The following is a 25237-nucleotide window of genomic DNA, read 5'->3' as shown; positions in this document are numbered from 1 at the left end:
CAATCTATAGTAAAATCATCGTTAAAAATAGATAGGCTGGATTTGCTATACCCAGAATAATTCGAATTGCAGGAAAGCGGCAAGCGCAGGCCCGAAGGGTGATTGAGTGCAGCCAACGCCTATGCAGTTGGTGTATGAAGGGTAAAATGCTTGTTTCTGTTATCGAACGCTTTCGCTAACTGCTGTTGAATGTGAGAAAAATATGTCAAACAAACCGTTCCACTATCAGGATCCCTTCCCGCTAAAGGAAGACGATACTGAGTATTACCTTGTCAGTAATAATCATGTCTCGGTTGCACAGTTTGAAGGCCACGACATTCTCAAAGTCGAGCCAGAAGCCCTGACTCTCCTTGCCCAACATGCTTTCCACGATGCCTCATTCCTGCTCCGCCCCGCCCATCAAAAGCAAGTCGCCGCTATTTTGGATGACCCAGAAGCGAGCGAAAACGACAAATATGTGGCTCTGCAATTCCTGCGCAATTCCGAAATCTCTGCCAAGGGGATTTTACCGACCTGTCAGGATACCGGCACTGCCATTATTGTAGGCAAAAAAGGTCAGCGCGTTTGGACTGGCGGGAATGATGCTGAGGCACTGTCTCGCGGCGTGTATAACACCTTTATTGAAGATAACCTGCGCTATTCGCAAAATGCCGCGCTGGATATGTATAAAGAGGTGAACACCGGCACCAACCTGCCAGCACAGATTGATTTGTACAGTACCGAAGGTGAGGATTACAAATTCCTGTTCGTCACCAAAGGCGGCGGCTCCGCTAACAAAACCTATCTGTATCAAGAAACCAAGGCGCTGCTGTCACCGGGTAAGTTGAAAGACTATCTGGTTGAGAAAATGCGCACCTTGGGTACCGCGGCCTGCCCGCCATACCATATCGCCTTTGTTATTGGCGGCACCTCCGCTGAAAGCACCCTAAAGACAGTGAAGCTGGCCTCAACCAAGTATTACGATGGTTTGCCAACTGAGGGAAATGAGCACGGGCAAGCTTTCCGTGACATTCAACTGGAGCAAGAATTGTTGGCAGCCGCTCAAGACTTAGGTCTGGGCGCGCAGTTCGGCGGCAAATACTTTGCTCATGATGTCCGAGTGGTGCGGCTACCTCGTCATGGAGCTTCTTGCCCGGTGGGGATGGGGGTTTCCTGCTCAGCCGACCGCAATATCAAAGGCAAAATCAACCGCAAAGGTATCTGGCTGGAAAAACTGGAGCAGAATCCGGGGAAATATATTCCTGAGCATTTGCGCCACAGCACAGAGGGCAAAGTGGTTAAAATCGACCTTAACCGCCCAATGCCAGAGATTTTAAAAGAGCTGTCGCAGTATCCGGTATCTACCCGACTGTCACTGAGCGGTACTATTATTGTTGGCCGTGATATTGCCCATGCCAAATTAAAAGAGCGGCTGGACAACGGCGAAGGTCTGCCGCAGTACATTAAAGACCATCCAATCTACTATGCTGGCCCGGCCAAAACCCCTGAAGGTTATGCTTCTGGTTCGCTCGGGCCAACCACGGCGGGTCGTATGGATTCTTACGTGGACCTGCTGCAATCCCACGGCGGCAGCATGATCATGCTGGCAAAAGGTAACCGTAGCCAACAAGTGACCGATGCCTGTCACAAACACGGCGGCTTCTATCTGGGCAGTATCGGTGGCCCGGCTGCAGTATTGGCGCAGAACAGCATTAAGAGCCTGGAATGTGTGGAATATCCTGAACTGGGGATGGAAGCCATCTGGAAGATTGAAGTAGAAGATTTCCCGGCCTTTATCTTGGTTGATGATAAAGGTAATGATTTCTTCCAACAGATTCAGGCAGCAAAATGTAATCGCTGCGGTTAACTTCGTTTTTCAGCCCCGGTGACATCACCGGGGTCTGTTATCTGCTAAATTCTGTCTCGCTGCGGTGTTTTTCATCCTTTACTGCTGAATGGTTTTTTAAGCACTCTGCTGGTGCAATTTATTAACCTCGCAACAAGATTGTGGTGGGCGTCTTTCCATTATCCTGCTAAAAATCTCCGCTTTATTATTACTCATCAATAGTTAGCCGTTGCGGTCTGGCGTCAGATAAATGGGCCATTTTCGTGCAATGAAAAGCCCCAACTTAGTGCAATGATTTTCAATTTTACTATTTGATTTTTATTGAAAATTCTTCGTTGACAATCAGTCCAAATGCTTTTTATAGTGACCCTGACTTCTCCGCAAGAACGCCAACGTTGTCGGCTTGTGGTTATGGCAATAGAGCCCTCGCAAATGTCATCTGACTTTGCTGGGCTTTTTTTTTGGCTTTTTTTCAGACCCACTTTTTTAACCAATGCCAGGGGTATTCACTTATGTCTAGAATAAAATGGTCCAGAATAAAATGTCATTCCACCGCGCTCTCTATCGCGTTGAGCGCTGCACTTGCCGTGAGCTATTCAGGAATGGCGACAGCGGCAGAAAAACCAGTGAAAATTGGCTTGCTGGAAGATGCATCCGGTAATTTTGCTTTGCCGGTTATCCCCAAGATTCATGCAACAGAGCTGGCTGTAGAAGAAATTAATGCTAAAGGTGGCATACTCGGACGCCCCATCGAGCTGGTCAAATACGATACGCAATCCGATAACACCCGCTTCCAACAAATGGCTCGGCGCTTAATTAAAAATGACAAAGTGGATGTGATATTCGGGGCTTTCTCCAGTGCCTCGCGTGAAGCTATCCGCCCAATTATGGATCGCGAAAAACAGCTCTATTGGTATAACAATCAGTATGAAGGCGGCGTGTGTGACTCTAATGTTTTCGTCACTGGCGCAGTCCCTGAGCAGCAGTTCTCAACCTTGATTCCGTGGATGATGGAGAAGTACGGCAAAAAAGTTTACACCATTGCCGCCGACTATAACTTCGGGCAAATCTCTGCCGAATGGGTACGCAAAATTGTTGAAGAGCATGGTGGCACCATGGTGGGCGAAGAGTTTATCCCACTGAGTGTTTCGCAATTCGGCCAAACCATTCAAAACATCCAGAAAGCCAAACCTGACTTCGTGATGACCTTGCTGGTCGGGGCAAATCAATCCTCCTATTACGAGCAGCAAGCCGCGGCCAAACTGAACTTGCCAATGGGCAGTTCGGTCAATGTCGGCCAAGCTTATGAGCACAAACGCTTCAAAGCACCGGCACTGAAAGATATGTATATCACCGCTAACTACATTGAAGAGGTAGATAGCCCAGCCAGTAATGATTTCAAACAGCGTTTCCACGCTAAATTCCCGAACGAGCCTTACATTAATCAGGAAGCCACCAATGCCTATGATGCCGTCTATCTGTACAAAGCGGCTGTTGAAAAGGCGGGCAGCACTGATATGGATGCTGTACGTAAGTCACTGGAAAGCGGCGATATCTGCACCGATGGCCCCTCTGGCAAAGTCTGTATTGATCCGAAAAGTCACCATTTGAGCCACACCATCTATCTGGCGCATGTGAAGGATGACCACTCAATCGAGATCCCCAAAGTGTGGAGCGATATCAAGCCTTATTGGTTAGGTGAAGCCGGCTGCGATTTACCGGTTAAACCTGATAACAGCCAATACACCCCTTCTTCACCACCGAAAAAAGCCTAAATCGAGCTTCTTGGTAGGGAAGTGACCGTCAGTGGCGGGCTTCCCTGTGTTATCCATTTTCAATGGTGTCCATCAGGACACCGGGGATTGCCAAACGATGTTAACGCTATCCTTTCTCTATTCGGTGATTTATCAGTTTGGCGATAACTTCGCCTATCTGGTGCTGGCAGCACTGGGACTGGCGGTTATCTTTGGCATGATGGGCGTGATAAATCTGGCACATGGCGAGTTCATTATGTGTGGGGCTTACGTCACCATTCTGATGAATAAAGCAGGTTTGCCACTGCCCTTTGCCATGCTAGCCGGTACCTTGGCTGCCGCATTCTTCGGCGGGGTGGTGGAGCGCTTGGTAGTGCGCCATCTATATGGTCGCTTATATGATTCAGTGGTGGCTACTTGGGCTATCAGCCTGATTGTGCAGCAAAGTATGCTGCTGATCGCCGGGCCGTCACTGGAAGGGTTGTCGACGCCTTTCGGCTCTTTCATTCTCGGCGAATACTCGTTTGCCACCTATCGCGCACTGCTGCCTTTCTTCGCGATTGCCATCTTAATGGTGCTCTATTGGCTGTTCTTCCACACCAATTATGGTGTCTGCGCCAGAGCCACGATTCAAAACGCTCGCATGGCATCCTGTTTGGGACTGGAAACGGACCGCATTTACACACTGACATTTGCACTGGGTGCCGGGCTGGCCGGGCTGGCGGGGGCAATTTATGCCCCGACATTGACCGCCGTTCCCACCATGGGCAGCAGTTTTATTGTGCAAGCCTTTGTTTCTGTTGTTGTCGGTGGCGCAAATGTTCTGGTTGGCACCATTCCTGCAGCAATTGCACTCGGTGCCATACAAACCGGGCTGAACTCTTGGTATGGGCAACTGGCCGGGCAAATTGGTTTGCTGGTCACCGCCGTACTGGTTATTCGCTTGCTGCCGAATGGTGTTGGCAGCCTGTTTACCCGTAACCGCTAGGAGCCGCATGTGACAATGACTTCTCTTAATCTATCGACGGCGAGCGCCAAAAAAGGCCCGCCATCCACTACTCGGCGGGTCGCACTGTTGGTGATTGTGGGCGCACTGGCCCTGCCGCTGGTAGTCGATAGCGCCATGATCGGCGACTTTTCTTACTTCTTGTTATGGACATTCTGCGCCGTCGGGTTAGCGGCAATGTGGGGGCATGGCGGCATTTTATCGTTCGGCCAGACCGCGTTCTTTGGCCTTGCCGGCTACACCTACGGCGTGATGACCCTGAATTTTGGTGATGGGGTGCTCTCCACGTGGTCTGGCTTGATAGTGGCGCTGCTGGTGGCCGCCGCCGTAGCTGCCGCACTGGGTTATTTGATGTTTTACGGCGGGGTAACTGGCATTTTTATCGGCATCGTGACCTTGTCTTTCACTCTGGTGCTGGAAACCTTTATGTCACAAACCGCAGGCCCGCACTGGGCTATCGGCAGCGCGCGACTGAATGGTTTTAATGGCATGTCAGGGATGCCGCCCCTGTCTCTCCCTGGGTTTGGTGGCGAACGGCTGACACTGGAGGGCAATGCATTCTATTACCTGATTATCGTGCTGCTGGCCGGGGTTTATTGGGGAGTGCGGCGCTTATTGCGCTCTAATTTTGGTCTGACGCTGGCCTCTATTCGTGAGAACCCACGGCGGGCCGAAATGCTGGGGATTGATATCCGCCGCTACCAATTACTGGTGTTCGTGCTCGGCGGCGTGCTTTCCGGGTTATCCGGCGCACTTTATACCCTATGGGGTTCTTACATCACGCCATCGTCCATGGGGCTGACCGCGGCGGCAATGCCGGTTATCTGGGTGGCAACCGCCGGGCGTAAAAATATTTTTGGCACCGTGGTCATCACGGCGCTGCTGGTGTGGTTATCCCAATGGTTGGCTATTTATGGCAGCGAATACGCCATGATTTTACTCGGTGCCATTCTGCTGTTTGTGGTACTGGCCGCACCTAATGGCTTATTGCCGTGGTTGGCGGAGAAAATCACCCGCTTGGCTGCGGCACGCCAGAAGCGAGGAGAGCCACTATGAATCAGCTATCAGAAGAATTGATCCTCGAAACCCGTGGGTTAAGCAAACGCTTTGGTGGCATTCAGGTTATCAATCAGGTGGATTTGCAAATTCGTCGTGGCGAGGTGCGCTGTGTTATTGGCCCTAACGGGGCCGGTAAAAGTACCTTTTTCAAATTGCTCACCGGTGAACATACTCCCAGCGCTGGAGATATTAGTTTCTTCAATCAGCGGCTGAATACATTAGCTCCTTTCCAGCGTATTCGGATGGGCATGAGCATTAAATTTCAGATTCCCGGCATCTTTCCAGAGCTGACGGTTGAGCAGCATTTGCAACTGTCTCTCAGCCACTTACGCCCGGAGGTTCGTTCACAGGCGGCCAGTGTCGATGAGCTATTAGAGCGCTTTAAGCTCACCACTGAATACCATCAGTTGGCCGGTAACTTGTCTCACGGCAAGAAACAGTGGCTGGAAATTGCTATGGCGGTGTCACTTCGCCCTACCCTGCTGATGCTTGATGAACCAGTGGCCGGTTTATCTATCGACGAAACCTATCTGACGGGTGAGTTAATCAAACAGATGCAAAGCGACGGTTTGACACTGATGGTGGTGGAGCACGACATGACATTTGTGCGCCAGATTGCCTCGCAGGTCACGGTGCTGCATGGCGGGCATGTTTTTGCTGATGGCCATGCCGCCGAAGTGCTGGCGCGCGAGGATGTGGCGGATATCTATTTGGGGAAAGCGGTATGACTAGCGTGGTGTTACAAATAGACGGCCTGACTGGCGGTTACGGCGGCGGGCAAGTGCTCAATGGCGTCACATTGCAGCTGCATGCGGCAGAAGTTTTGGGCTTGATTGGCCGAAATGGCGTGGGCAAAACCACCTTGATGCGCACCTTAATTGGGGCAGTGCCTGCCAAACAAGGCAGCATTTTGTTAGGCGAAATTGACATCACAAATGCATCACCGCAGCGCCGTGCTCGCCTAGGTATTGGCTATGTGCCACAAGGGCGTGAAGTGTTCGCGGGCCTGACTGTGGCCGAGAACCTGCAAGTCGGAATGCAGTTTGTGCGTGAGCACCGCGAGTTCGCCAAAGACTTGCTTGAGCGAGTGCTGGATTACTTCCCGATTTTACGCCAAAGACTCAAACAAAAAGCCGGCACCATGAGTGGTGGCGAGCAGCAACAGCTGGCTATCGCCAGAGCTTTGGTGGGATCGCCCAAAGTATTACTGCTGGATGAGCCCTCTGAAGGTGTTCAGCCCTCAATCGTCAACATCATCGCCGATACCTTGGTACGAATTGCTCGCGAGCTGCATGTGGCGGTGATTCTGGTGGAACAGGATATCGCGATGATCCAGCGAGCCGCGCAACGTTGCAGCGTAATGGATAAGGGTCAGGTGGTCGACACCCTGACACAGCAACAGCTTTCCGATGATCTTTTAATGCGCCGCCATCTGGCACTGTAACCAGATGCCACGACTGCGCAGCTACCCTTACGACATGGAGAATTGCTAATGAAATGGCTGGAAGAATCAATCATGGTCAAACGTGGTGTGGGTGCCGGACGTAAACCGGTGACTCACCATCTGACGGAAGAGATGCAGAAAGAGTTCCATTACACCATCGGCCCTTACTCAACCCCGGTATTGACCATTGAACCCGGAGACCGAGTCATTGTGGACACCCGCGACGCCTTCGAAGGGGCCATCAACTCAGAGCAAGATATTCCAAGCCAACTGTTAAAAATGCCATTTCTCAACCCACAAAATGGCCCCATTATGGTCAATGGTGCCGAAAAAGGGGATGTGATTGCGGTATATATCGAATCCATGCTGCCGCGTGGCGTCAATCCGCACGGCATCTGCGCCATGATCCCGCATTTTGGTGGGCTGACCGGAACAGACCTGACCGCCATGCTGAATGACCCACTGCCAGAAAAAGTACGCATGATTAAGCTCGATAGCGAAAAGGTCTACTGGAGCGAGCGCCATACCCTGCCCTACAAACCCCATATTGGCACGTTGAGTGTCTCGCCAGAGATTGACTCCATCAACTCGCTGACCCCGGATAACCATGGCGGAAATATGGACGTGCCGGATATCGGGCCGGGCAGTATCACTTATCTGCCGGTACGCGCCCCCGGCGGCCGTCTATTTATTGGTGATGCCCATGCTTGCCAAGGGGACGGGGAAATCTGTGGCACCGCGGTAGAGTTCGCCTCCATAACCACCATCAAAGTGGATTTGATTAAGAACTGGCAGCTCTCCTGGCCACGGATGGAAAACGCAGAAACCATCATGAGCATTGGCAGCGCACGCCCATTGGAAGATGCCACCCGCATTGCTTACCGTGACCTGATTTACTGGCTGGTGGCCGATTTTGGCTTTGAGCAATGGGATGCCTACATGCTACTAAGCCAGTGCGGCAAAGTGCGGTTGGGTAATATGGTTGACCCGAAATACACCGTCGGCGCCATGCTAAATAAAGAACTGTTAGCGCAATAATTCTTGCCCCCGGCGCAGGTCGGGGTGTTTTTCGCGTTCGCTCAATCGCCATATTCAAATGGCATAAGCAGGTGCATATGGATTCAGAGACACCCGTCAATATTGGCTTACTGTACTCCTTCAGTGGCGTGACAGCGGCACAAGAACTGTCGCAATGGCGCGGAGCGACACAGGCTATTGCTGAAATTAACCAAAATGGCGGTATCAACGGTAGGTTGCTGAATGCTATCCATTTTGATCCACAATCCGACGATGCCCAGTTCCGTGCACTGGCTGAGCAATTGATTGTTGAACATGAAGTTAATGTGATTTTTGGCGGTTACACTTCCAGTAGCCGCAAAGCTATGTCACCGGTGGTGGAAAAATATCGTCGGCTGCTGTTCTACTCGCAACTGTATGAAGGTTTTGAGTTTTCCGAGAATATTTTCTATGGCGGTGCAGCCCCTAATCAGAACTGCGTGCAGTTGGCTGACTATCTTACTGGTCAGTTTGGTGCGCGGGTTTATCTGATTGGTTCTCGCTACATTTACCCTTACGAATGCAATCGCAATATGCAGGAGTTGATTCTGCAACGCCACGATGGCGCAGTGATTGGCGAGCGCTATCTTGATCTGAATGCGCCTTATGAAGCTTTCCTCCCGATCATTGAGGAGATCGCGAAAAAGCAGCCAGACTTTATTTTCAGTACCGTGGTCGGGCAAACCGTGCCCTTTTTGTATCAAGCTTATCAAGCCGCGGGCTTAGATCCCGCCCGTATGCCGATTGGTAGCCTGAATACCTCAGAAACCGAGGTTGCCATTATGGGGGCGGAAGTGGCACAGGGCCATTTCAGTTCCGCGCCCTATTTCCAAAGCATTGCCAGTAAAGCGAATCAGTCGGCACTCAAGCAATTCCACCAACAATTCGGGCCGGAATTCACCACCGATATGAATTGGGAAGCCACTTACAGCCAGGTGCATCTGTTCGCTAAAGCCATGACAGAATGTGGCAGTGACCACATCTATCCACTGTCAGCCGCCCTGCGCGGCAGCCAGTTTGATGCCCCACAAGGCCGCATTCGTATTGACCCACTGAATCAACATACCGGGCTATATCCACGCATTGGTATGGCGAATGAAAGTGGACAATTTACCATCGTGCAGGAATCTCGCCGTATCGTCGAACCCGACCCTTACATGACTAACCAGATTCAAGGCGATTGGGTCACCAAACTCACGACAGTGGGGTATCCACATGCGACCTAGCGATAGCCGAATCAGTGCGACGGCCCTGTTACTGAGTCGCGGGGTCCGTTGTGTGGTGTTACACCCTGATGATGATGACGGTGAAACCCTGACGAATCATTTACGCCGCATGGGCTTTAAAGTTCAGGCTTTCTGGCCAATCCCTGAACAACTGCCCGCAGATACTGACCTGATTTTCTATGCGTTACAGTCAGATAACCCCGAGCCGGACGTGTCATGGCTCGACCACCATAAGCATGCCCTGATCGCCGTGATTGCTTATGAGAACCCGACATTCATTGATCAGGCTCTTAACATGGGGGCCGGTAGCACCATCACCACCCCCATCCGAGCCTCAGGTTTGCTGTCAGCCATGGTGCTTGCTTTGCATCATGCCCAACAGCAGCGGCAGATGAGCGCCCAAATTGAGCGGCTGGAAAAAAAAGTGCAAGGGATCCGCCAAGTCAGTGAAGCTAAAGCCATTCTGATGCGAATGCACAGCATTGGCGAAGAGCAGGCCTATGAGATTTTGCGCCATCAGGCGATGGATAAACGTATTACCGTCGAAGAGATCTCATGCGCATTGATTCAGGCCAATGACATTTTTTCCTGGACGACACCGACAGCAGCCAATAACCGGAAGAACTGAATTTTAATTGCCGAGGAACCCTTCGAGCATAACAGTCATTATTTGTGAGGATAATCATGCCAATAGCTCCCTTTCTTGCCGCCGCAGTTCAGTTTGAACCCTTGATGTTTGCCAAAGAGGCCAATGTGCGTCAGTTACTGACATTAGTTGAGCAAGCGGCACAAAAAGGGGCGCGCCTGATTACAACACCAGAAATGGCCACCACGGGTTACTGCTGGTTTGACCGGCAGGAAATCGCCCCCATGGTAGAAACCGTCCCCGGTGATAGCACCGCTCGCTTTGCTGAACTGGCGCAACGTTATCAATGTTATATCGTGTTGGGGATGCCAGAAGTGGACCCGCAAACCGCCCTCTATTACAACAGTGCCGTATTAATCGGGCCACAGGGTGTAATTGGCTGCCATCGCAAAAGCCATCCCTATATTTCAGAACCCAAATGGGCTGCCGCCGGTGATGTCGGGCATCAGGTTTTTGATACCCCACTGGGGCGCATTGGCATGCTGGTCTGTATGGATATTCACTTCCCCGAAACCGCCCGTTTACTGGCGCTGGAGGGGGTTGATGTCATTTGTCACATCAGTAACTGGCTGGCCGAGCGCACACCCGCCCCTTACTGGATCAGCCGGGCGATGGAAAATGGCTGCTACCTGCTGGAAAGCAATCGCTGGGGGCTAGAGCGAGGTGTGCAATTTAGTGGCGGCAGTTGCATTATTAAACCTGATGGCAATATTGCTGCCGTCGTCGATGACGGGGATGGCATTGCCTATGCCGAGATTGATATCAGCCGGAGCCGACAACGTCAGGTGCTGGGTGAGCCGGTGTTTGAACAACGCCGACCTGACTATTATCACTCACTCTTGAGTGACAGTTTTTTATGGAATCCACAAGATTTCTTTGGGCTTTACGGGCAACAACCTTTACCACCGGGCAAACAGAGTCGTATCACCGTCGCGCAATTCTCCTCCACTGAGCGGATGGATGACAATTTGGCGACCATAATGGCTATGACCGAAGAAGCCGTGCTTCAGCAAGGCAGTGAATTTATTGTGTTCCCTGAATTAGCGCTAACTGGCTACCTCGCAGGTGCGGCACATGCGCAAACACTGGAAAGCCCCGCAGTACAGGCATTAACTCGTTTATCCATGAAATTGTGCGTGTATCTGGTGGTGGGCATGGCCGAAAAACAGCCGGATAAAAACTATAACACTCAGGTTCTGTTTGGCCCGGAGGGAATCATTGGCAGCTATCGGCAAATACATCTTTCTCAGGCCCAGCAACAGTGGGCCAGTGCTGGGGAGCAGTGGCGGGTATTTGATACAGCACTGGGGCGAGTTGGATTGCTGTCAGGCCATGATGCCTTGCTGCCGGAATCAGCACGGATTCTGGCACTGATGGGATGCGATATTATTGCCTGCTCAGCCGCTGTAGCTGTGGGCTTTACTGGCGCGCATCAGGGCAGCACGGTGTTGCAAAATTACCCCATCCCGACCGGAGCTGATCCGCTTCACTGGCACTTATTCAGAACCCGTGCAGGGGAAAATAACCTGTATCTGGCTTTTGCCAATGCCGTCGATAGCACTCATGAGCAGGGGGGATACAGCGGCATATTCGGGCCTGAAACTTTCGCCTTCCCACGACAAGAACAGTTGCTATGGCAAGAATCCCAAACAGTGACGCAAACCATTGATACCCGTTCTCTGGTGGGCAGTCCTTACCCCACCAATGTCGTGCGCCGTAAAGATCTGGTCAGCATGCGCCAGCCGCATCACTACAAACCACTACTGAATTAATCCCCGCCCCCTGATATAACCCGGTCAAATAGGGCCGGATTATATCTTCCACACCACATTTCTGCACATATGTGCAAAACCCACATTATCACGCAAAATAAAAATGTGATCGAAATCCAAAATTTGTCCTGAATAAAGTGGGTTAACACAAAAACCACTTTTCTATTTATTTAATACAAATCAAACCATTAAAGATATATGCACACTTGTGCGTTATCTACGGTTAATTTCGACGTGGGAATTAGATGATTATGACAGAATGGCGAGCTGATTCATTATTTCGTGCTTTTGACTTAAAAAATGGAAAGTGATTATATCAAGCCATAGATAATTTAATGACATTTGCACAAATGTGCAAGAGGCTGAAATGGAAAAGAACGATGACCTACGCCTGATGGTGAAAATTGCACAAATGTATTACGAGCAAAATTTCACCCAAGCAGAAATAGCGCGGGCACTGGGAATTTACCGAACCAGTATCAGCCGGATGCTAAAAAAAGTGCGCGAACAAGGTATTGTCACTATTTCAATCAACTACAACTATAACGAGAATTTGTTGCTGGAGCAGCAGTTGAAATCGCGCTTTAAATTACGTGAAGCAATTGTGGTTTCTTCAGAACAAGACCAATCGCCAGAACATCAACTGATTTTAATGGCAAAACAGTGTGGCGCACTGCTTAATCGAATTATTGAAAATGGCGATATTCTGGGTTTCTCTTGGGGCAGTGCTATCGCCACGCTGGTTGAGCAAATGGATACATCACCAGTGTCGCGCCAACTGACTTGTATCCCGATGGTTGGCGGCCCGTCAGGGAAATTAGAAAGCCGCTTTCATGTCAATACTCTGGTCTACAGCGCCGCCATGAAATTAAAAGGAGAGTCACTGCTGATCGATTTCCCGGCCATTCTGGAAGAGAGTGCTATCCGTGATGGTATTGTGCAATCTCAGCATTATCAGGCCATTGCAGACTATTGGCAGCGGCTGGATATCGCCATATTCGGCATTGGTTCACCGAATATTTCGGGCAACTCTACCTGGCGAGCTTTCTACGGCAGTGATGTAATTGAGCACTTTAATGACCGACAGGTTGCAGGTGATATTTGCTCACGTTTTTATGATTTACAGGGTAATCCGGTGGAAACCTATATCTCGGATAAAACGATTACCATTCAATTAGACAAAATTAAGCAAGCTCGTTATTCCATTGGAATTGCCCACTCCCACGAAAAAATCAGCGGGATTATTGGCGCCATCAAAGGAAAATATATTAATAGCCTGGTGACCACCAAAGAGACAGCTGAGGAGATACTTAAAATAACGGCATAAACCATAAATGAGTATCAATGACTAGATAAGATGTGGGTAAGATTATTTCAATAAAACACTAATTTTACCCTGATATCAAATAACAGTTTACGAAATCACACGTTGCAGTGTGTGGTTGAGTATTATCCAAATTTAGATAGACAGGGAAATGTAATAACAGGAGGCAAAATGGTTAAGGTTATTTTTTGTGCTCACGGTGATTTAGCCGTTTCAATGCTGAACTCCGTCAATATGGTGTATGGCGAAACACAGAATATTACTCCGCTGCTATTTAATCGTGGTGAAAATGCCGAGAACTTAGTCGAGAAAATGCAAGATGTGATGGCAAAGAGTGACAATAGTTCTTGGTTAATTGCAGTGGATTTACAAGGTGGTAGTCCTTATAACGCTGCGGCTCGCCTGGCATTCGGTAACAACCATATTCAGGTAATCAGTGGGTTATCACTGCCATTGGCGCTAGAAATTGCCGATAACCAACAAACTATGGCGGCGGAAGAACTCACGGATTATTTACTCGACATTGGTACACAGTGCGTGCAGTCATTCCGTCACCAACAATGCAATGAAGAAGAAGAGGCCGACTTTATATGAAAATCAATCTGGCAAGAATTGACGACCGGCTGATTCATGGTCAGGTCACCACGGTATGGGCGAAAGAAGCCAAAGCCGGACGTATTATCATCTGTAGCGATGAAGTTTATAACGATGAAATCCGAAAAACGTTATTAAAACAAGCTGCGCCACCGGGAATTAAAGTGAATGTCGTTAATATAGAAAAAGCTGTGGCGGTTTATCACAACCCGAACTATGCCAATGACACTGTATTTTATTTATTTACTAACCCGACAGACGTTTTACGCTTGGTCGACCAAGGGGTAAAAATTGATGTCATTAATATTGGCGGCATGGCCTTTAAACAAGGGAAAACGCAATTAACCAAAGCAGTTTCGGTTGATCAGGACGATATTAATGCTTTTTATGCATTAGGTGAACGTGGCGTTCATTTAGATTTACGGGTAGTCACTTCTGACCCTCAGGTGGATGTGATTAAAAAATTACGCGAGCTGGAGTCTAAATAACGACACCTAACTTGATAAATAAATAATAACCCAGGCTTTATTAAACATTTAAATCCGATTACTTAACCTGGACAGAAAACCATTCTTATCGCGCACAACGTGAGAGGTTTTATATCGTCCAAAGAGGTCACCATGGAAATAAGTTTAGTACAGATAATCTTAATATTTATTTTCGCCTGTATTGCCGGTATGGGAAGTGTGCTGGATGAGTTTCAAACTCACCGGCCATTAATCGCCTGTACTATCACCGGGTTGATCCTCGGTGATATGACCACTGGCGTTATTCTCGGCGGTACGCTGGAGTTAATCGCCTTGGGCTGGATGAACGTCGGGGCCGCGCAATCCCCAGACTCCGCGCTCGCCAGTATTATTTCCACCATTCTGGTCATTGTCGGCCATCAAAATATTGCCACAGGTATTGCCATTGCCCTACCTGTCGCGGCGGCAGGCCAAGTACTGACCGTCTTTGCCCGTACTATCACCGTCGTTTTCCAACATGCCGCAGATAAGTACGCAGAAAAAGCCAATTTTGCCATGATCGATTTAATGCATGTTTCGGCATTACTGGTTCAGGCATTGCGGGTAGCCATACCGGTACTGATTGTCTCCATCTTTGTCAGCGCCGATACCGTCAGCCATATGCTCAGTGCCATCCCTACCGTCGTCACCCATGGGTTACAAATTGCCGGTGGATTTATCGTGGTCGTAGGTTACGCCATGGTGCTCAACATGATGGGCGTGAAGTACCTGATGCCCTTCTTCTTCCTCGGTTTTATTGTCGGGGGTTACCTCGGTTTCAGCCTGCTCGCCTTCGGTGGCATCGGCCTGATTATTGCCCTGCTGTATATCCAGTTAAACCCGCTTTATCAGAAACCGGCGGCTCCTGTAGTACAGGCCAGCCAAGCCAAACTCGATGAATTAGAAGATTAGGAGACGCCGAAATGACCAAATTAAACAAACAATTAACCCGGTCTGATCTGTTTAAAATGTTTTTACGCAGTAACTTGCAGCAGGCCTCTTTTAACTATGAACGTATCCATGGCCTTGGTTTCTGCTATGACATGGTGCCAGCAATTAAGCGCTTATATCCGCTGAAAGAAGATCAAATTGCCGCCTTAAAACGTCATTTAGTGTTCTTCAACACCACCCCTGCCGTTTGTGGCCCGGTTATCGGTGTGACGGCGGCGATGGAAGAGGCGCGCGCCAATGGCGCTGATATTGATGAAGGGGCGATCAATAGCCTGAAAGTCGGGCTGATGGGGCCACTGGCTGGGGTTGGTGATCCGCTAATTTGGGGAACCTTGCGCCCAATCACCGCCGCCTTGGGCGCGTCGCTGGCACTGAATGGCAATGTGCTGGGGCCGATTCTATTCTTCCTGTCATTTAACTCTGTCCGTCTGGCGCTGAAATGGTTCGGCCTGCAATACGGTTTTGTTAAAGGGATCAATATCGTCAAAGATCTTGGCGGTAACTTACTGCAAAAACTGACCGAAGGCGCTTCGATTCTGGGCTTGTTTATCATGGGGGTTTTGGTCACCAAATGGACCAGCATCAATGTGCCGCTGGTGATATCAAAAACACCGGGCCACGACGGTGCCACCGTGACGATGACGGTACAAAACATTCTTGATCAACTGTGCCCCGGCCTACTGGCACTGGGATTAACCCTGCTAATGATGCGCTTGCTCAAGCGAAAAATTAATCCTATCTGGCTCATTTTCTCCCTGTTTGGCCTCGGAATTGTAGGCTCATGGCTTGGCATTCTGGCTTGATTTAATGCCAGGGAGTTTTTTTATTCGACCGGCTGTTTTTATATTTAAAAAATATTGAGGTGGTTCCGCATGAAAACTAAAGCACTACGTTTATATGGCAAAAATGACCTGCGTCTGGAAAGTTTCACCTTACCGGAAATAGGCGACGATGAAATTCTGGCAACCGTCGTAACTGACAGTATTTGCCTCTCTTCATGGAAAGAAGCCAATCTGGGGGCGGAGCATAAAAAAGTGCCCGATAATGTGGCGGAGAATCCCATTATTATTGGTCATGAATTTTGCGGCGATATCCTGCAAGTGGGTAAGAAATGGCAGCATAAATTTAAACCCGGTAGCCATTATGTGATTCAGGCCAATTTGCAATTACCTGACCGCCCTGACTGCCCCGGATATTCTTTCCCTTATGTCGGGGGAGAAGCCACCCATGTGGTTATTCCTAACGAAGTGATGGAGCAAGACTGTTTGCTGCCATATGAGGGTGAAAGTTATTTCGAAGGATCGCTGGTAGAACCGCTTTCTTGTGTCATCGGCGCATTTAATGCCAACTACCATCTGGTTTCTGGCACTTATCAACACAAAATGGGTATCAAGCCCGGCGGTCATGTATTAATCCTTGGCGGTACCGGCCCGATGGGATTATTAGCAATTGATTATGCTCTGCATGGGCCAGTTAATCCGCAATTATTGGTCATTACCGATCGCCACCAACAGAAACTGGATTATGCCGCACGCCTCTATCCAAGCGAGCCGCAAACCCAGGTACATTATCTTAATACCAAACAAACTGACGATCAGTTTGAACGCTTAATGGCACTGACTGAGGGCAAGGGTTATGACGACATCTTTGTTTTTGTGCCTTCCGCAGAATTAGTGACATTGGCTTCAAGCCTATTAGCACCAGATGGCTGTTTTAACTTCTTTGCTGGCCCGCAGGATAAGAATTTTATGGCGTCGGTTAATTTTTACGATATCCATTATTCGTTCACCCATTATGTCGGCACCTCCGGAGGAAATACTGACGATATGCGTGAAGCAGTGAAGTTAATTGAAGAAAAGAAAGTGAATGCCGGGAAAGTGGTCTCTCATATTTTGGGACTTAATGATGCAGCAGCAACCACATTGAATTTGCCGCAAATTATCGGTGGTAAAAAGTTGGTTTATACCGGTAAAAATATACCGCTGACCTCCTTAAGTGAGTTAATGGAGCAACCACAAGATTTGCCGTTATTGCAGGAACTGCAAACGATCTTGCGTAAAACCGACGGATTGTGGTCAAAAGAAGCTGAAGATTATGTTTTGACCCACGCCGAAGAGATTTAATGATTCACGGCGTCGATAACTTTATGAATCTCACCGGCGAAGATGCCCATCTCGCCGGTGATTTTATTGATCAGATGCGAGCAAGTCATTCATCACTATTGGCAGCGCACAAAAATTCACAACTCTGTGTGAAAGGTTATTTTTACTGACTTTAATTATTTATTTTAAATTTCAATAAATTAAATTCAAATCCTCTTTTTTCCCCGTTATAAAGTTTGTGATATCAGTCATCTCAATGTTAAGCACAAAACCTAACAATAGAGTCAATTAAATACGCTGTTGCAGGAGAGGTTGAGATGTCTATCCAACTTGGCGTGATTGCCGATGACTTTACTGGTGCTACCGACATCGCCAGTTTCATGTCAGATAACGGCTGGAAAGTGGTACAAATTATCGGTGAACCGTCAATTGATGCGGTATGCCCCACTGATGTAGATGCTGTGGTTATCTCATTGAAAAGTCGGTCTATTCCGGCTGAAATCGCCGTAAAACAGTCACTAGCCTGTTTGCGGTGGTTAAAAGAAACGGCGCAAGCACGGCAGATTTATTTTAAATATTGCTCCACTTTTGATTCCACAGCAGCAGGCAATATCGGCCAGGTCAGTGATGCGCTGATGGCGGCATGTGGAGCCCAACAAGTCGTGCATTGCCCGGCACTGCCACAGAATTTTCGCACAGTTATTCATGCTCATCTGTTTGTGAATGGCCGACTATTGAATCAGTCTGGAATGGAAAACCACCCGATTAATCCAATGCGTGATGCTAATTTATGTCAGGTATTGGCACCGCAAGTGAAAGGCCATGTCGGATCACTCAATTTGGCCGTGATCCAGCAAGGTGCCGCGGCAATCACTCAGCGACTCGCTGTGCTGGCTAGGCAGGGGATAAACCATGTTATCGCCGACACACTGACCGTTCACGATCTAGACCATCTGGCGCAAGCATTAGTGCAACGGCCACTGCTTGCAGGTGGTTCCGGTTTAGCGGGTTCGCTGGCGAAATACTTGCCTTCACAAACCACAGCCGCAGCGCACGCCCTCACCTTCCCCACCCAGAAAAAAGCCGTGGTGCTTTCCGGTAGTTGCTCAGTGATGACCAATCGGCAGGTCGCGCATTACCGCCAGTTTGCCGCACATTTTGCTCTGGATGTTGAGCGCTGCATTGCGGCAGACCCGGCTTATATCCGTCAAATTGCCGACTGGGTTGAACAGCACCTTGCCGACAGCTTTGCGCCATTGGTTTCTGCTACCCAACCGCCAGCAGAAATTTCAGTCATCCAGCAACAATATGGCGAACAACGCGCCAGTCTGGCCGTCGAAGAGACCTTTGCCCAGCTCACTCGCCAGTTACTGGAGCGCGGTGTCAATATCTTCATCGTGGCTGGTGGGGAAACCTCCGGCACCGTGGTAAACCAGCTTGGAGTGAATATATTGGAGATCGGCAAATCGATAGCGCCGGGGGTGCCCTGGGTGCGAGATGCACAACTCGGGCTGATGATGGCACTTAAATCTGGCAACTTTGGTAATGAAGACTTTTTCTGTCTGGCGCAGGAGTATTCCGCATGAACACAATGCCACTATCTGAACAACAACTGCGCGACGATTTGGTGAACTATGGCCGCTCGCTGTTTCAGCGCGGATTGAGCAGCGGCGGCTCTGGCAATATCAGTGCGAAGTTGCCCGACGGCGGTTTTTTGGTAACACCAACCAACTCTTGCCTGGGTGAGCTGGATAGCCAGACCTTAAGTAAACTGGATGCCGAAGGCCACTATCTCAGCGGTGATAAACCGTCCAAAGAGGTGCCAATGCACTTGGCGATGTATCAATCGCGGCCACAATGTGGCGCGGTAGTCCATCTTCATTCTCCTTATCTGACGGCGCTCTCATGCCTAACAGATATTGACCAAACGAATTGTTTGCCGTCAATTACACCATACTATGTTATGCGTATCGGCCAGCTTCCTTTATTGCCTTATATGAAGCCGGGCGATCCAGCCATGGCGAGTGCATTGGCGAAGTCGGCGCTGAGCCACAACGCCGCACTGCTCGCCAATCACGGCCCAGTGGTCAGCGGCTCGACCCTGCGCGAAGCTGTATTTAATGCCGAAGAACTTGAAGATACGGCCCGGCTGTATTTTCTGTTGAAACCTTATGCTTACACCCAACTCAGCGCATCAGATATCGATGAGTTACGTCAGGTGTATCGCAATAAAATTGGGTGAACGCCATGCTCCCTGAACAGCGTCGTGATTTTATCTATCGCTATGTGCATGAACAGAATGTCGCGTCGTTTAAAGATCTTGCCGACATCATGAATGTATCGCACATGACTGTGCGCCGAGATATTCAGGTGCTGGAGGCCGAGGGCAAGGTGGTGGCGATTAATGGCGGCGTCAAACTGAATAACATGCTGAAGCTGGAGCTGGCCTACAGCGAAAAAGCCTCGCTGAACCATGGGTTAAAGCAGAATATCGGCGCGTTGGCTGCAATGCTAATCGAACCGGGACAGACGCTGTATTTGGATGCTGGTACCACCCTGTTTGAAGTCGCTAAAGCCATTGCTGCCAGTAACTGCTTTAATCTGACCGTGGTGACCAATGACTTCACCATCAGCAGTTATTTAATGGATATGCCGCATATTGCGCTGTATCACACCGGAGGACTGGTCGATCGCCGCAATCGCTCTTGTCTGGGTAATAGTGCTGCCAATTTCTTTAATGCAATCAACATTGATGTTGCGTTTCTCAGCAGCAGTTCATGGGAGTTGGAGCGCGGAATGTCAACGCCGAGTGAAGGTAAAGCGATGGTCAAAGCGGCGGTCATGCGGGCATCCCGGCGCAACATACTGGTATCGGACAGCAGTAAGTATGGCAAGTACGGCATGTTCCATATCTGCAACTTGCAGCAGTTGAGCGACATTATTTCTGATGTGCATCTGCCGTCTGACGCGCAACAGCAGATTGGCGAGCTCGGGGTAAGGTTGCATCTGGTTAATACAGAAGTGAGGACATCATGCTCAAATTCGCAGCCAACCTAAGCTGGCTATTTAACGAAGTTCCGCTGATTGAGCGCTTCAGTCAGGCCGCCACCGCCGGATTTCAGGCTACAGAGTGTCTGTTTCCCTATCAGGAGCCGATTGATAGTTTAGTCAGCGCTCAGCGCAGCAGCGGCCTGCCGGTGGTATTGATTAATGCGCCGCCGGGAAGGTGGGATCAAGGTGAGCGAGGACTGGCCTCATTGCCCAAACGTGAAGAAGAGTTCAGGCAAAGTCTGCAACAAGCTCGGGAATATGCACTGGCATTAGGATGTAAACAGATACATATAATGGCCGGAAACAGAAATAGCAGCATCACCGAACAACAACAATACGATATTCTAGTAAAAAGACTACGTTATGCAGCAGATTATTTATTAGCGGACAACATCAGGGTTCTCATCGAACCATTAAATACTGAAGATATGCCCGGTTATTTCATTTCAACATTTACGCGAGCAATACAATTAATTAAAGAGTGTAACAAAGAAAATATCTTTCTCCAGTTCGACATTTATCATTGTCAGAAAATTCAAGGGAATATTTCGCGTAGTCTGCAACATTACTGGCCATTAATTTCACATTTACAAATTGCCTCGGTGCCCAATAGAAACGAACCCGATGGCGGAGAAATAAATTACCCATGGCTATTTAATTATCTGGCGTCGCATCATTATTCGGGGTGGATTGGCTGTGAATATCAGCCACAAACTACCACGCGAGAAGGATTAGATTGGTTTACTCATTATAAAACAATTAATTAATAACCTACGCCCAAAATATCTCTGTATGGCGGGTCATATTTAGGAATTCAATTATGTCTAATCACGTTATTATTTCGCTAGCACCAGTAGCCGCAGATTCGACCCGAGTAGAGCCCGCTGAGGTAGCGCAGGATATTTTAGCCTGTGCCAATGCTGGTGCCGCCGTCGTTCATCTTCATGTTCGTGATCGGCACGGCAAGCTCACCCCGGATGTCAGTGATTTTGCTGCCACCATCGCGCCGGTTCTCAGTCAGACCGAGATGATCGTTCAGGCCTCAACTGGGGGCGTCTCCACAATGAACATTGAGCAGCGCTGCGCACCACTGCAATGCAAAGGTGTTGGCATGGCCTCACTTAACGTCGGCTCAGTGAATCTGGGTGACAGTGTTTATCTCAACCCGACGCCAGACGTGGAGTATTGTTCGCGCCTGATTGTAGAGAAAAATATCATTCCTGAATTTGAAGTATTTGAAATCGGGATGATTAATAACATTCTTCTGCTGCAGGAGAAAATAAAATTCAAACAACCGCTGCTGTTTAATATTGTATTGGGTCATCGCGGTTCCACCCCCGCGACCATTGATGCATTAATTGCTATGCGGCAATTTATTCCCCGCGACGCATTATGGGCAATTACGCATTTTGGCCGCCGTGACTTTTCATTGATTGCTGCTGCAGTAGGTATGGGGGCCGCAGAGGTCAGAATTGGTTTTGAAGACAGTCGATATATTAATGCCACTGATACCGTGGAATCTAATCTGCCATTGGTAAAAAAATTGGCCAACATTATTACCAGCATGGATAAACAGGTCGCTACACCTGAGCAGGCGAGAAAAATGCTGAATATCGATATTAACAATCGCTAATTTAATTATCTATTTACCCTACTATACCAAAATAATTCGAGTTTCAGGAAGGTGGCAAGCGAGATAGTCCCGACGAGCTTACTGTAGTAAGTGATTCGGATTATTGAATGTAGCCAACGCACATGCAACTTGAAGTATGACGGGTATATTTAATATGTCGCATTCTGATTATGCGACAAGTGAGGTTTATTATGGCTATCAGCACGTCTGTCTATAAAGCCGGATTACTGATTTCTGCAGTGGGCGTTATTATCTCCCTTGCTGGAATGGTGATGCAATCCACTGGCTTATGGCACCCAGGATTAGTGATATTTATTACTGGTTTTGCCATTGGTGCCGGGTATTGGCCGGGATTACGCAGTTATCAATTCACTCTATGGATTATTGCCGGTTTTGTCGCGGCAATGATCTACTCCAAGGATCTGATTATCTGGGGTGGTTTCAATATCACCCATAAATGGATCGTCTTTTTAGTGATTCAGGCCACCATGTTCAGCATGGGGACCAAACTCACTATCAAAGACTTTGCTGATGTGGCGAAAATGCCGTGGGCGGTGTTTGTCGGTACCTTCTGTCACTTCTTAATCATGCCGCTGCTCGGCTATTCCCTGACACAAATTTTCAGTTTCCCACCTGAAGTCGCGGTTGGCATTATTCTGATCGGCTCATGTTCCAGTGGCCTGTCATCGACGGTGATGGTCTATATCGCCAATGCCAATCTGGCGCTGGCAATCTCCGTGACGGCGGTTTCAACCTTGGTCGCCACGGTAATGACACCATTGTGGGTCAATATTTTGGCCGGTTCGCTGATTGAAGTGAAATTGCTGTCGATGGTGATGGATGTCATCAAAATTGTGATGATCCCGATTGGGGCCGCCATTCTGCACGATTACCTGAAAACCTATGCGGGTCAACAAGGCCGACGCGTGGTCCAAACCATCGCCGCAGGTTGTGCGACATGGCTGCTGTTTATGATCTTTGGTGGCTGGGATCGCTTGTTCGAAACCGCATCAGAAGATGCACAAATGCTGGCAGTCGTCGCTAATTTCTTCGCAGGCGGCATCATCTGGAGCCTGTTCTACAACTGGCTAACCACCAAATCCGACAAAGTTCTGCTGGCGATGCCAAGGATTTCCATGATGGGCATCATCTTCTTCACCACCACTGCCGCCGCTGCTGGGCGCGATAATCTGATGCAAGTCGGTATTTTACTCTGCGTCGCGATGCTGATTCATAACTGCGGCGGGTTCCTGATCGGCTACTGCATGAGTCGCTGGGTATTCCGTCTGGATATCGAATCATCGCGCACTATCGCTTTTGAGGTCGGTTTACAGAATGGCGGCATGGCATCTGGCTTGGCGGCAGCGATGGGCAAACTGGCAACAGTCGGGCTGGCATCGGCGGTAATGACACCGCTGGGAAACGTCACCGGCTCACTGCTGGCCAACTACTGGCGCAGAAAAGATCTGGCGAAGCAGCGCACTCGAACTGGCACCACTAAACCTGACTCATCACTTTCTGAAACTCACTCTGCATAGGAGGCTGTATGCTAACGCAACTTACATTGGATACTGCGCAACAGGCCGTCAGCCATGCGCTGAATCTGGCAAAGAATGACTATGACAACCGGCCGCTGAGTGTTGCCGTTTGCGACCGACAAGGATTTTTGCTGGCGTTTGCCCGGATGGATGCCGCAAAGTTACTGACTATCGAACTGACGCAGCGCAAGGCTTATACCAGCAGCCAACTGGGTGCCACCACCGACGCCTTTTTGCAACGACTGCAAAATGAGCAGTTAGATATCGGTTACTTTGGTGATGCACGGTTTACTGCCCTACCCGGAGGGATTCCGCTGCTGGATACGCATAAACAGTGCGTCGGTGCTGTCGCCGTGGGCGGATTATCCGCCAAAGAAGATCATGAAGCGGCAGCCAAAGTCGCCCAGTTTATGCATGAACTAGCGTAACCTTTTACCCGCAGAACCATCTGTGAAGGATAACAAAATGAAAAAAATTGCCCTATTTCACACCAGTGCTGCCACGCTCGGCATGATGCAAACATTGATTGCCGAGCATATGCCGCAAGCCGAAGTGATGCACATCATTGAAGATTCGATGATTAAACAGGTGATGAAGCATGGCGGTGTCAGCCCTGAAATCAGCGCTCGCATCGCCGGTTATATCAATAATGCCGAGAAAGCGGGCTGTGAGATCTTTATGACCGCGTGTTCATCCATTGGCGGCGCAGTGGAACAGTGCCAGTTTATGACCGCGTTACAGCTGACGCGCATTGATTCTGCCATGGTCGATGAGGCGATTGCTCTTGGCGGGCGGATTTCCGTGCTGGCTACCGTCGCCACTACTTTGGAACCCACGTTGGAATTTGTGCGGCGTAAAGCCGCAGCAGCCGGTAAAAATCTAGACATTGTGCCAATGCTGATGCCGGAGGCATTCATCGCACTGTTAGATGGCGACAACACCACTCATGACCGCATTGTGGCCGAAGGGCTACAAAAGGCACTCGCCAGTAGCGACGTGGTGATGCTGGCGCAGGCGTCAATGGCCAGAGTGCTAACCACCCTGCCGACACCGCCATCCATTCCAGTGCTGACATCGCCAGAACGCGGCATTCTTTGGCTGAAACAGCTCGCCGCAGCGGTATAGGCTGACCTGACATCAATAGCAAACAGCGGAGAATTTCTCTCCGCTATTATGCCGCCTCTTCCGCTGCGCGCATCGAGGCTATGATTCACTCTCCGACAGATGCTTTGCCGTCGACTCATCGGTGGTAGAGTCATTTTCCACCGCATTCAGCAGCACATCCAGCAAGCCGGGAAAACGGGCATCAATATCATCGCGCCGCAGTGATAACAAGCTCTCCCGCCCACAGGGACGTTGCCAGATAACCCCACTTTCACGTAACACACGCCAATGATGGGTCAGAGTCGATTTGGACAACCCGTGCACCAACGTGCCACATGCATGTTCGCCCCCCGCCGCCAGCCTACGCACCACAGCCAGCCGCAGTGGATTACCTAAAGCCGTCAGCACATTTTCCAAACGTATCTGCTCACGCTCAGGGTGATTTGCAATCATAGTGTTCCTATTGATAAACGACAGCCCACGACCAGACTGCCTGATTTGGCCATACATCACCGGCCCTTAGCCGGCGGCAATATAGCCTATACTCCATGTCGGCCCTACTAATAAATCCAGTGTCAGGGCGAATACCCTGCCAACCATTACTGCTAGCTATTATTGCACAGTTTCAGAACAAATAATTAAATTG

25 protein-coding genes are annotated in these 25237 nt (G+C 49.4%); 24 read left to right on the top strand and 1 reads right to left on the bottom strand.

The window, feature by feature from the left end:
* Positions 1 to 202 precede the first annotated feature (202 nt).
* The 24 genes from fumA (at position 203) to N0H69_RS04350 (ending at position 24612) form a co-directional block, all read left to right on the top strand.
* Positions 203 to 1846 (top strand): class I fumarate hydratase FumA, encoded by a 1644-nt coding sequence (gene fumA, locus N0H69_RS04465; protein ID WP_050150195.1) that lies wholly within the window; start codon positions 203 to 205, stop codon positions 1844 to 1846.
* Positions 1847 to 2337: 491 nt separating this feature from the next.
* On the top strand, positions 2338 to 3600 hold the full coding sequence (locus N0H69_RS04460) for an urea ABC transporter substrate-binding protein (protein ID WP_050150197.1): 1263 nt from the start codon (positions 2338 to 2340) through the stop codon (positions 3598 to 3600).
* Positions 3601 to 3697: 97 nt separating this feature from the next.
* The gene (locus tag N0H69_RS04455; protein WP_050133331.1) at positions 3698 to 4567 is read left to right on the top strand and encodes an ABC transporter permease subunit; all 870 of its coding nucleotides are present in this window, start codon (positions 3698 to 3700) and stop codon (positions 4565 to 4567) included.
* Positions 4568 to 4576: 9 nt separating this feature from the next.
* Positions 4577 to 5641, top strand: a complete 1065-nt coding sequence (locus tag N0H69_RS04450) for an ABC transporter permease subunit (RefSeq protein ID WP_050150199.1) — start codon at positions 4577 to 4579, stop codon at positions 5639 to 5641.
* Positions 5638 to 6372 (top strand): ABC transporter ATP-binding protein, encoded by a 735-nt coding sequence (locus N0H69_RS04445; RefSeq protein WP_050150201.1) that lies wholly within the window; start codon positions 5638 to 5640, stop codon positions 6370 to 6372. Before N0H69_RS04450 ends, N0H69_RS04445 begins: the two co-directional genes overlap by 4 nt.
* A complete protein-coding gene (locus tag N0H69_RS04440; RefSeq protein ID WP_050106417.1) occupies positions 6369 to 7088 on the top strand; it encodes an ABC transporter ATP-binding protein in 720 nt (239 codons plus the stop codon). Before N0H69_RS04445 ends, N0H69_RS04440 begins: the two co-directional genes overlap by 4 nt.
* 48 nt (positions 7089 to 7136) lie before the next feature.
* A complete protein-coding gene (locus tag N0H69_RS04435; protein WP_050106418.1) occupies positions 7137 to 8126 on the top strand; it encodes an acetamidase/formamidase family protein in 990 nt (329 codons plus the stop codon).
* A gap of 77 nt (positions 8127 to 8203) precedes the next feature.
* Positions 8204 to 9370, top strand: coding sequence for a transporter substrate-binding domain-containing protein (locus N0H69_RS04430; protein WP_050150203.1), 1167 nt, complete (start codon positions 8204 to 8206; stop codon positions 9368 to 9370).
* The gene (locus N0H69_RS04425; protein WP_050121450.1) at positions 9360 to 9998 is read left to right on the top strand and encodes an ANTAR domain-containing response regulator; all 639 of its coding nucleotides are present in this window, start codon (positions 9360 to 9362) and stop codon (positions 9996 to 9998) included. Before N0H69_RS04430 ends, N0H69_RS04425 begins: the two co-directional genes overlap by 11 nt.
* A gap of 56 nt (positions 9999 to 10054) precedes the next feature.
* On the top strand, positions 10055 to 11788 hold the full coding sequence (locus tag N0H69_RS04420) for a nitrilase-related carbon-nitrogen hydrolase (protein WP_050150205.1): 1734 nt from the start codon (positions 10055 to 10057) through the stop codon (positions 11786 to 11788).
* A 367-nt stretch (positions 11789 to 12155) separates the two neighbouring features.
* A complete protein-coding gene (locus N0H69_RS04415; RefSeq protein WP_050106422.1) occupies positions 12156 to 13115 on the top strand; it encodes a sugar-binding transcriptional regulator in 960 nt (319 codons plus the stop codon).
* 168 nt (positions 13116 to 13283) lie between these two features.
* Complete coding sequence (locus N0H69_RS04410) at positions 13284 to 13706, top strand: mannose/fructose/sorbose PTS transporter subunit IIA (protein ID WP_050106423.1); 423 nt, start codon at positions 13284 to 13286, stop codon at positions 13704 to 13706.
* Positions 13703 to 14194 carry a mannose/fructose/sorbose PTS transporter subunit IIB gene (locus N0H69_RS04405; protein WP_050106424.1) on the top strand — a complete coding sequence of 164 codons (492 nt, stop codon included), beginning with the start codon at positions 13703 to 13705 and terminating at the stop codon, positions 14192 to 14194. The genes N0H69_RS04410 and N0H69_RS04405 overlap by 4 nt, the downstream gene beginning before the upstream one ends.
* A gap of 132 nt (positions 14195 to 14326) precedes the next feature.
* A complete protein-coding gene (locus N0H69_RS04400) occupies positions 14327 to 15124 on the top strand; it encodes a PTS mannose/fructose/sorbose transporter subunit IIC (protein WP_050133120.1) in 798 nt (265 codons plus the stop codon).
* 11 nt (positions 15125 to 15135) lie between these two features.
* Positions 15136 to 15966 (top strand): PTS system mannose/fructose/sorbose family transporter subunit IID, encoded by an 831-nt coding sequence (locus N0H69_RS04395; RefSeq protein ID WP_050106425.1) that lies wholly within the window; start codon positions 15136 to 15138, stop codon positions 15964 to 15966.
* 69 nt (positions 15967 to 16035) lie between these two features.
* Entirely contained in the window at positions 16036 to 17286 is a 1251-nt protein-coding gene (locus N0H69_RS04390; RefSeq protein ID WP_050150207.1) for a zinc-binding dehydrogenase, read from the top strand.
* Positions 17287 to 17582: 296 nt separating this feature from the next.
* Positions 17583 to 18851, top strand: coding sequence for a 3-oxo-tetronate kinase (otnK, locus tag N0H69_RS04385; RefSeq protein ID WP_050150209.1), 1269 nt, complete (start codon positions 17583 to 17585; stop codon positions 18849 to 18851).
* A 5-nt stretch (positions 18852 to 18856) separates the two neighbouring features.
* The gene (gene otnC / locus N0H69_RS04380; RefSeq protein ID WP_375541936.1) at positions 18857 to 19507 is read left to right on the top strand and encodes a 3-oxo-tetronate 4-phosphate decarboxylase; all 651 of its coding nucleotides are present in this window, start codon (positions 18857 to 18859) and stop codon (positions 19505 to 19507) included.
* Between the two features lie 5 nt (positions 19508 to 19512).
* Positions 19513 to 20322 (top strand): DeoR/GlpR family DNA-binding transcription regulator, encoded by an 810-nt coding sequence (locus N0H69_RS04375; protein ID WP_050106429.1) that lies wholly within the window; start codon positions 19513 to 19515, stop codon positions 20320 to 20322.
* Positions 20298 to 21083, top strand: a complete 786-nt coding sequence (gene otnI / locus N0H69_RS04370; RefSeq protein ID WP_050150213.1) for a 2-oxo-tetronate isomerase — start codon at positions 20298 to 20300, stop codon at positions 21081 to 21083. The genes N0H69_RS04375 and otnI overlap by 25 nt, the downstream gene beginning before the upstream one ends.
* A gap of 53 nt (positions 21084 to 21136) precedes the next feature.
* A complete protein-coding gene (locus N0H69_RS04365) occupies positions 21137 to 21949 on the top strand; it encodes a beta-keto acid cleavage family enzyme (protein WP_050121457.1) in 813 nt (270 codons plus the stop codon).
* A gap of 191 nt (positions 21950 to 22140) precedes the next feature.
* Complete coding sequence (locus N0H69_RS04360; RefSeq protein ID WP_050150216.1) at positions 22141 to 23487, top strand: bile acid:sodium symporter family protein; 1347 nt, start codon at positions 22141 to 22143, stop codon at positions 23485 to 23487.
* Between the two features lie 8 nt (positions 23488 to 23495).
* Positions 23496 to 23915 carry a GlcG/HbpS family heme-binding protein gene (locus tag N0H69_RS04355; protein ID WP_050106433.1) on the top strand — a complete coding sequence of 140 codons (420 nt, stop codon included), beginning with the start codon at positions 23496 to 23498 and terminating at the stop codon, positions 23913 to 23915.
* A 37-nt stretch (positions 23916 to 23952) separates the two neighbouring features.
* Entirely contained in the window at positions 23953 to 24612 is a 660-nt protein-coding gene (locus tag N0H69_RS04350) for an aspartate/glutamate racemase family protein (RefSeq protein WP_050150219.1), read from the top strand.
* Positions 24613 to 24690: 78 nt separating this feature from the next.
* Here N0H69_RS04350 and N0H69_RS04345 read toward each other — a convergent pair whose 3' ends face one another.
* Complete coding sequence (locus tag N0H69_RS04345) at positions 24691 to 25044, bottom strand: ArsR/SmtB family transcription factor (RefSeq protein WP_050106435.1); 354 nt, start codon at positions 25042 to 25044, stop codon at positions 24691 to 24693.
* Between the last annotated feature and the right edge of the window lie 193 nt (positions 25045 to 25237).

Origin of the sequence: Yersinia alsatica (assembly GCF_025133195.1) — a bacterium.
Taxonomy (GTDB): Bacteria; Pseudomonadota; Gammaproteobacteria; order Enterobacterales; family Enterobacteriaceae; genus Yersinia; species Yersinia alsatica.
This window is presented reverse-complemented; position numbering and strand designations above follow the sequence as displayed.

Coding starts and splice junctions, on each gene's coding strand:
- N0H69_RS04455 (WP_050133331.1), top strand. CDS start 3,698: ATGTTAACGCTATCCTTTCTCTATTCGGTGATTTATCAGTTTGGCGAT.
- N0H69_RS04395 (WP_050106425.1), top strand. CDS start 15,136: ATGACCAAATTAAACAAACAATTAACCCGGTCTGATCTGTTTAAAATG.
- N0H69_RS04420 (WP_050150205.1), top strand. CDS start 10,055: ATGCCAATAGCTCCCTTTCTTGCCGCCGCAGTTCAGTTTGAACCCTTG.
- N0H69_RS04430 (WP_050150203.1), top strand. CDS start 8,204: ATGGATTCAGAGACACCCGTCAATATTGGCTTACTGTACTCCTTCAGT.
- N0H69_RS04410 (WP_050106423.1), top strand. CDS start 13,284: ATGGTTAAGGTTATTTTTTGTGCTCACGGTGATTTAGCCGTTTCAATG.
- N0H69_RS04360 (WP_050150216.1), top strand. CDS start 22,141: ATGGCTATCAGCACGTCTGTCTATAAAGCCGGATTACTGATTTCTGCA.
- N0H69_RS04425 (WP_050121450.1), top strand. CDS start 9,360: ATGCGACCTAGCGATAGCCGAATCAGTGCGACGGCCCTGTTACTGAGT.
- otnC (WP_375541936.1), top strand. CDS start 18,857: ATGCCACTATCTGAACAACAACTGCGCGACGATTTGGTGAACTATGGC.
- N0H69_RS04440 (WP_050106417.1), top strand. CDS start 6,369: ATGACTAGCGTGGTGTTACAAATAGACGGCCTGACTGGCGGTTACGGC.
- N0H69_RS04390 (WP_050150207.1), top strand. CDS start 16,036: ATGAAAACTAAAGCACTACGTTTATATGGCAAAAATGACCTGCGTCTG.
- N0H69_RS04400 (WP_050133120.1), top strand. CDS start 14,327: ATGGAAATAAGTTTAGTACAGATAATCTTAATATTTATTTTCGCCTGT.
- N0H69_RS04460 (WP_050150197.1), top strand. CDS start 2,338: ATGTCTAGAATAAAATGGTCCAGAATAAAATGTCATTCCACCGCGCTC.
- N0H69_RS04350 (WP_050150219.1), top strand. CDS start 23,953: ATGAAAAAAATTGCCCTATTTCACACCAGTGCTGCCACGCTCGGCATG.
- N0H69_RS04345 (WP_050106435.1), bottom strand. CDS start 25,044: ATGATTGCAAATCACCCTGAGCGTGAGCAGATACGTTTGGAAAATGTG.
- N0H69_RS04435 (WP_050106418.1), top strand. CDS start 7,137: ATGAAATGGCTGGAAGAATCAATCATGGTCAAACGTGGTGTGGGTGCC.
- N0H69_RS04405 (WP_050106424.1), top strand. CDS start 13,703: ATGAAAATCAATCTGGCAAGAATTGACGACCGGCTGATTCATGGTCAG.
- otnK (WP_050150209.1), top strand. CDS start 17,583: ATGTCTATCCAACTTGGCGTGATTGCCGATGACTTTACTGGTGCTACC.
- fumA (WP_050150195.1), top strand. CDS start 203: ATGTCAAACAAACCGTTCCACTATCAGGATCCCTTCCCGCTAAAGGAA.
- otnI (WP_050150213.1), top strand. CDS start 20,298: ATGCTCAAATTCGCAGCCAACCTAAGCTGGCTATTTAACGAAGTTCCG.
- N0H69_RS04445 (WP_050150201.1), top strand. CDS start 5,638: ATGAATCAGCTATCAGAAGAATTGATCCTCGAAACCCGTGGGTTAAGC.
- N0H69_RS04375 (WP_050106429.1), top strand. CDS start 19,513: ATGCTCCCTGAACAGCGTCGTGATTTTATCTATCGCTATGTGCATGAA.
- N0H69_RS04355 (WP_050106433.1), top strand. CDS start 23,496: ATGCTAACGCAACTTACATTGGATACTGCGCAACAGGCCGTCAGCCAT.
- N0H69_RS04415 (WP_050106422.1), top strand. CDS start 12,156: ATGGAAAAGAACGATGACCTACGCCTGATGGTGAAAATTGCACAAATG.
- N0H69_RS04365 (WP_050121457.1), top strand. CDS start 21,137: ATGTCTAATCACGTTATTATTTCGCTAGCACCAGTAGCCGCAGATTCG.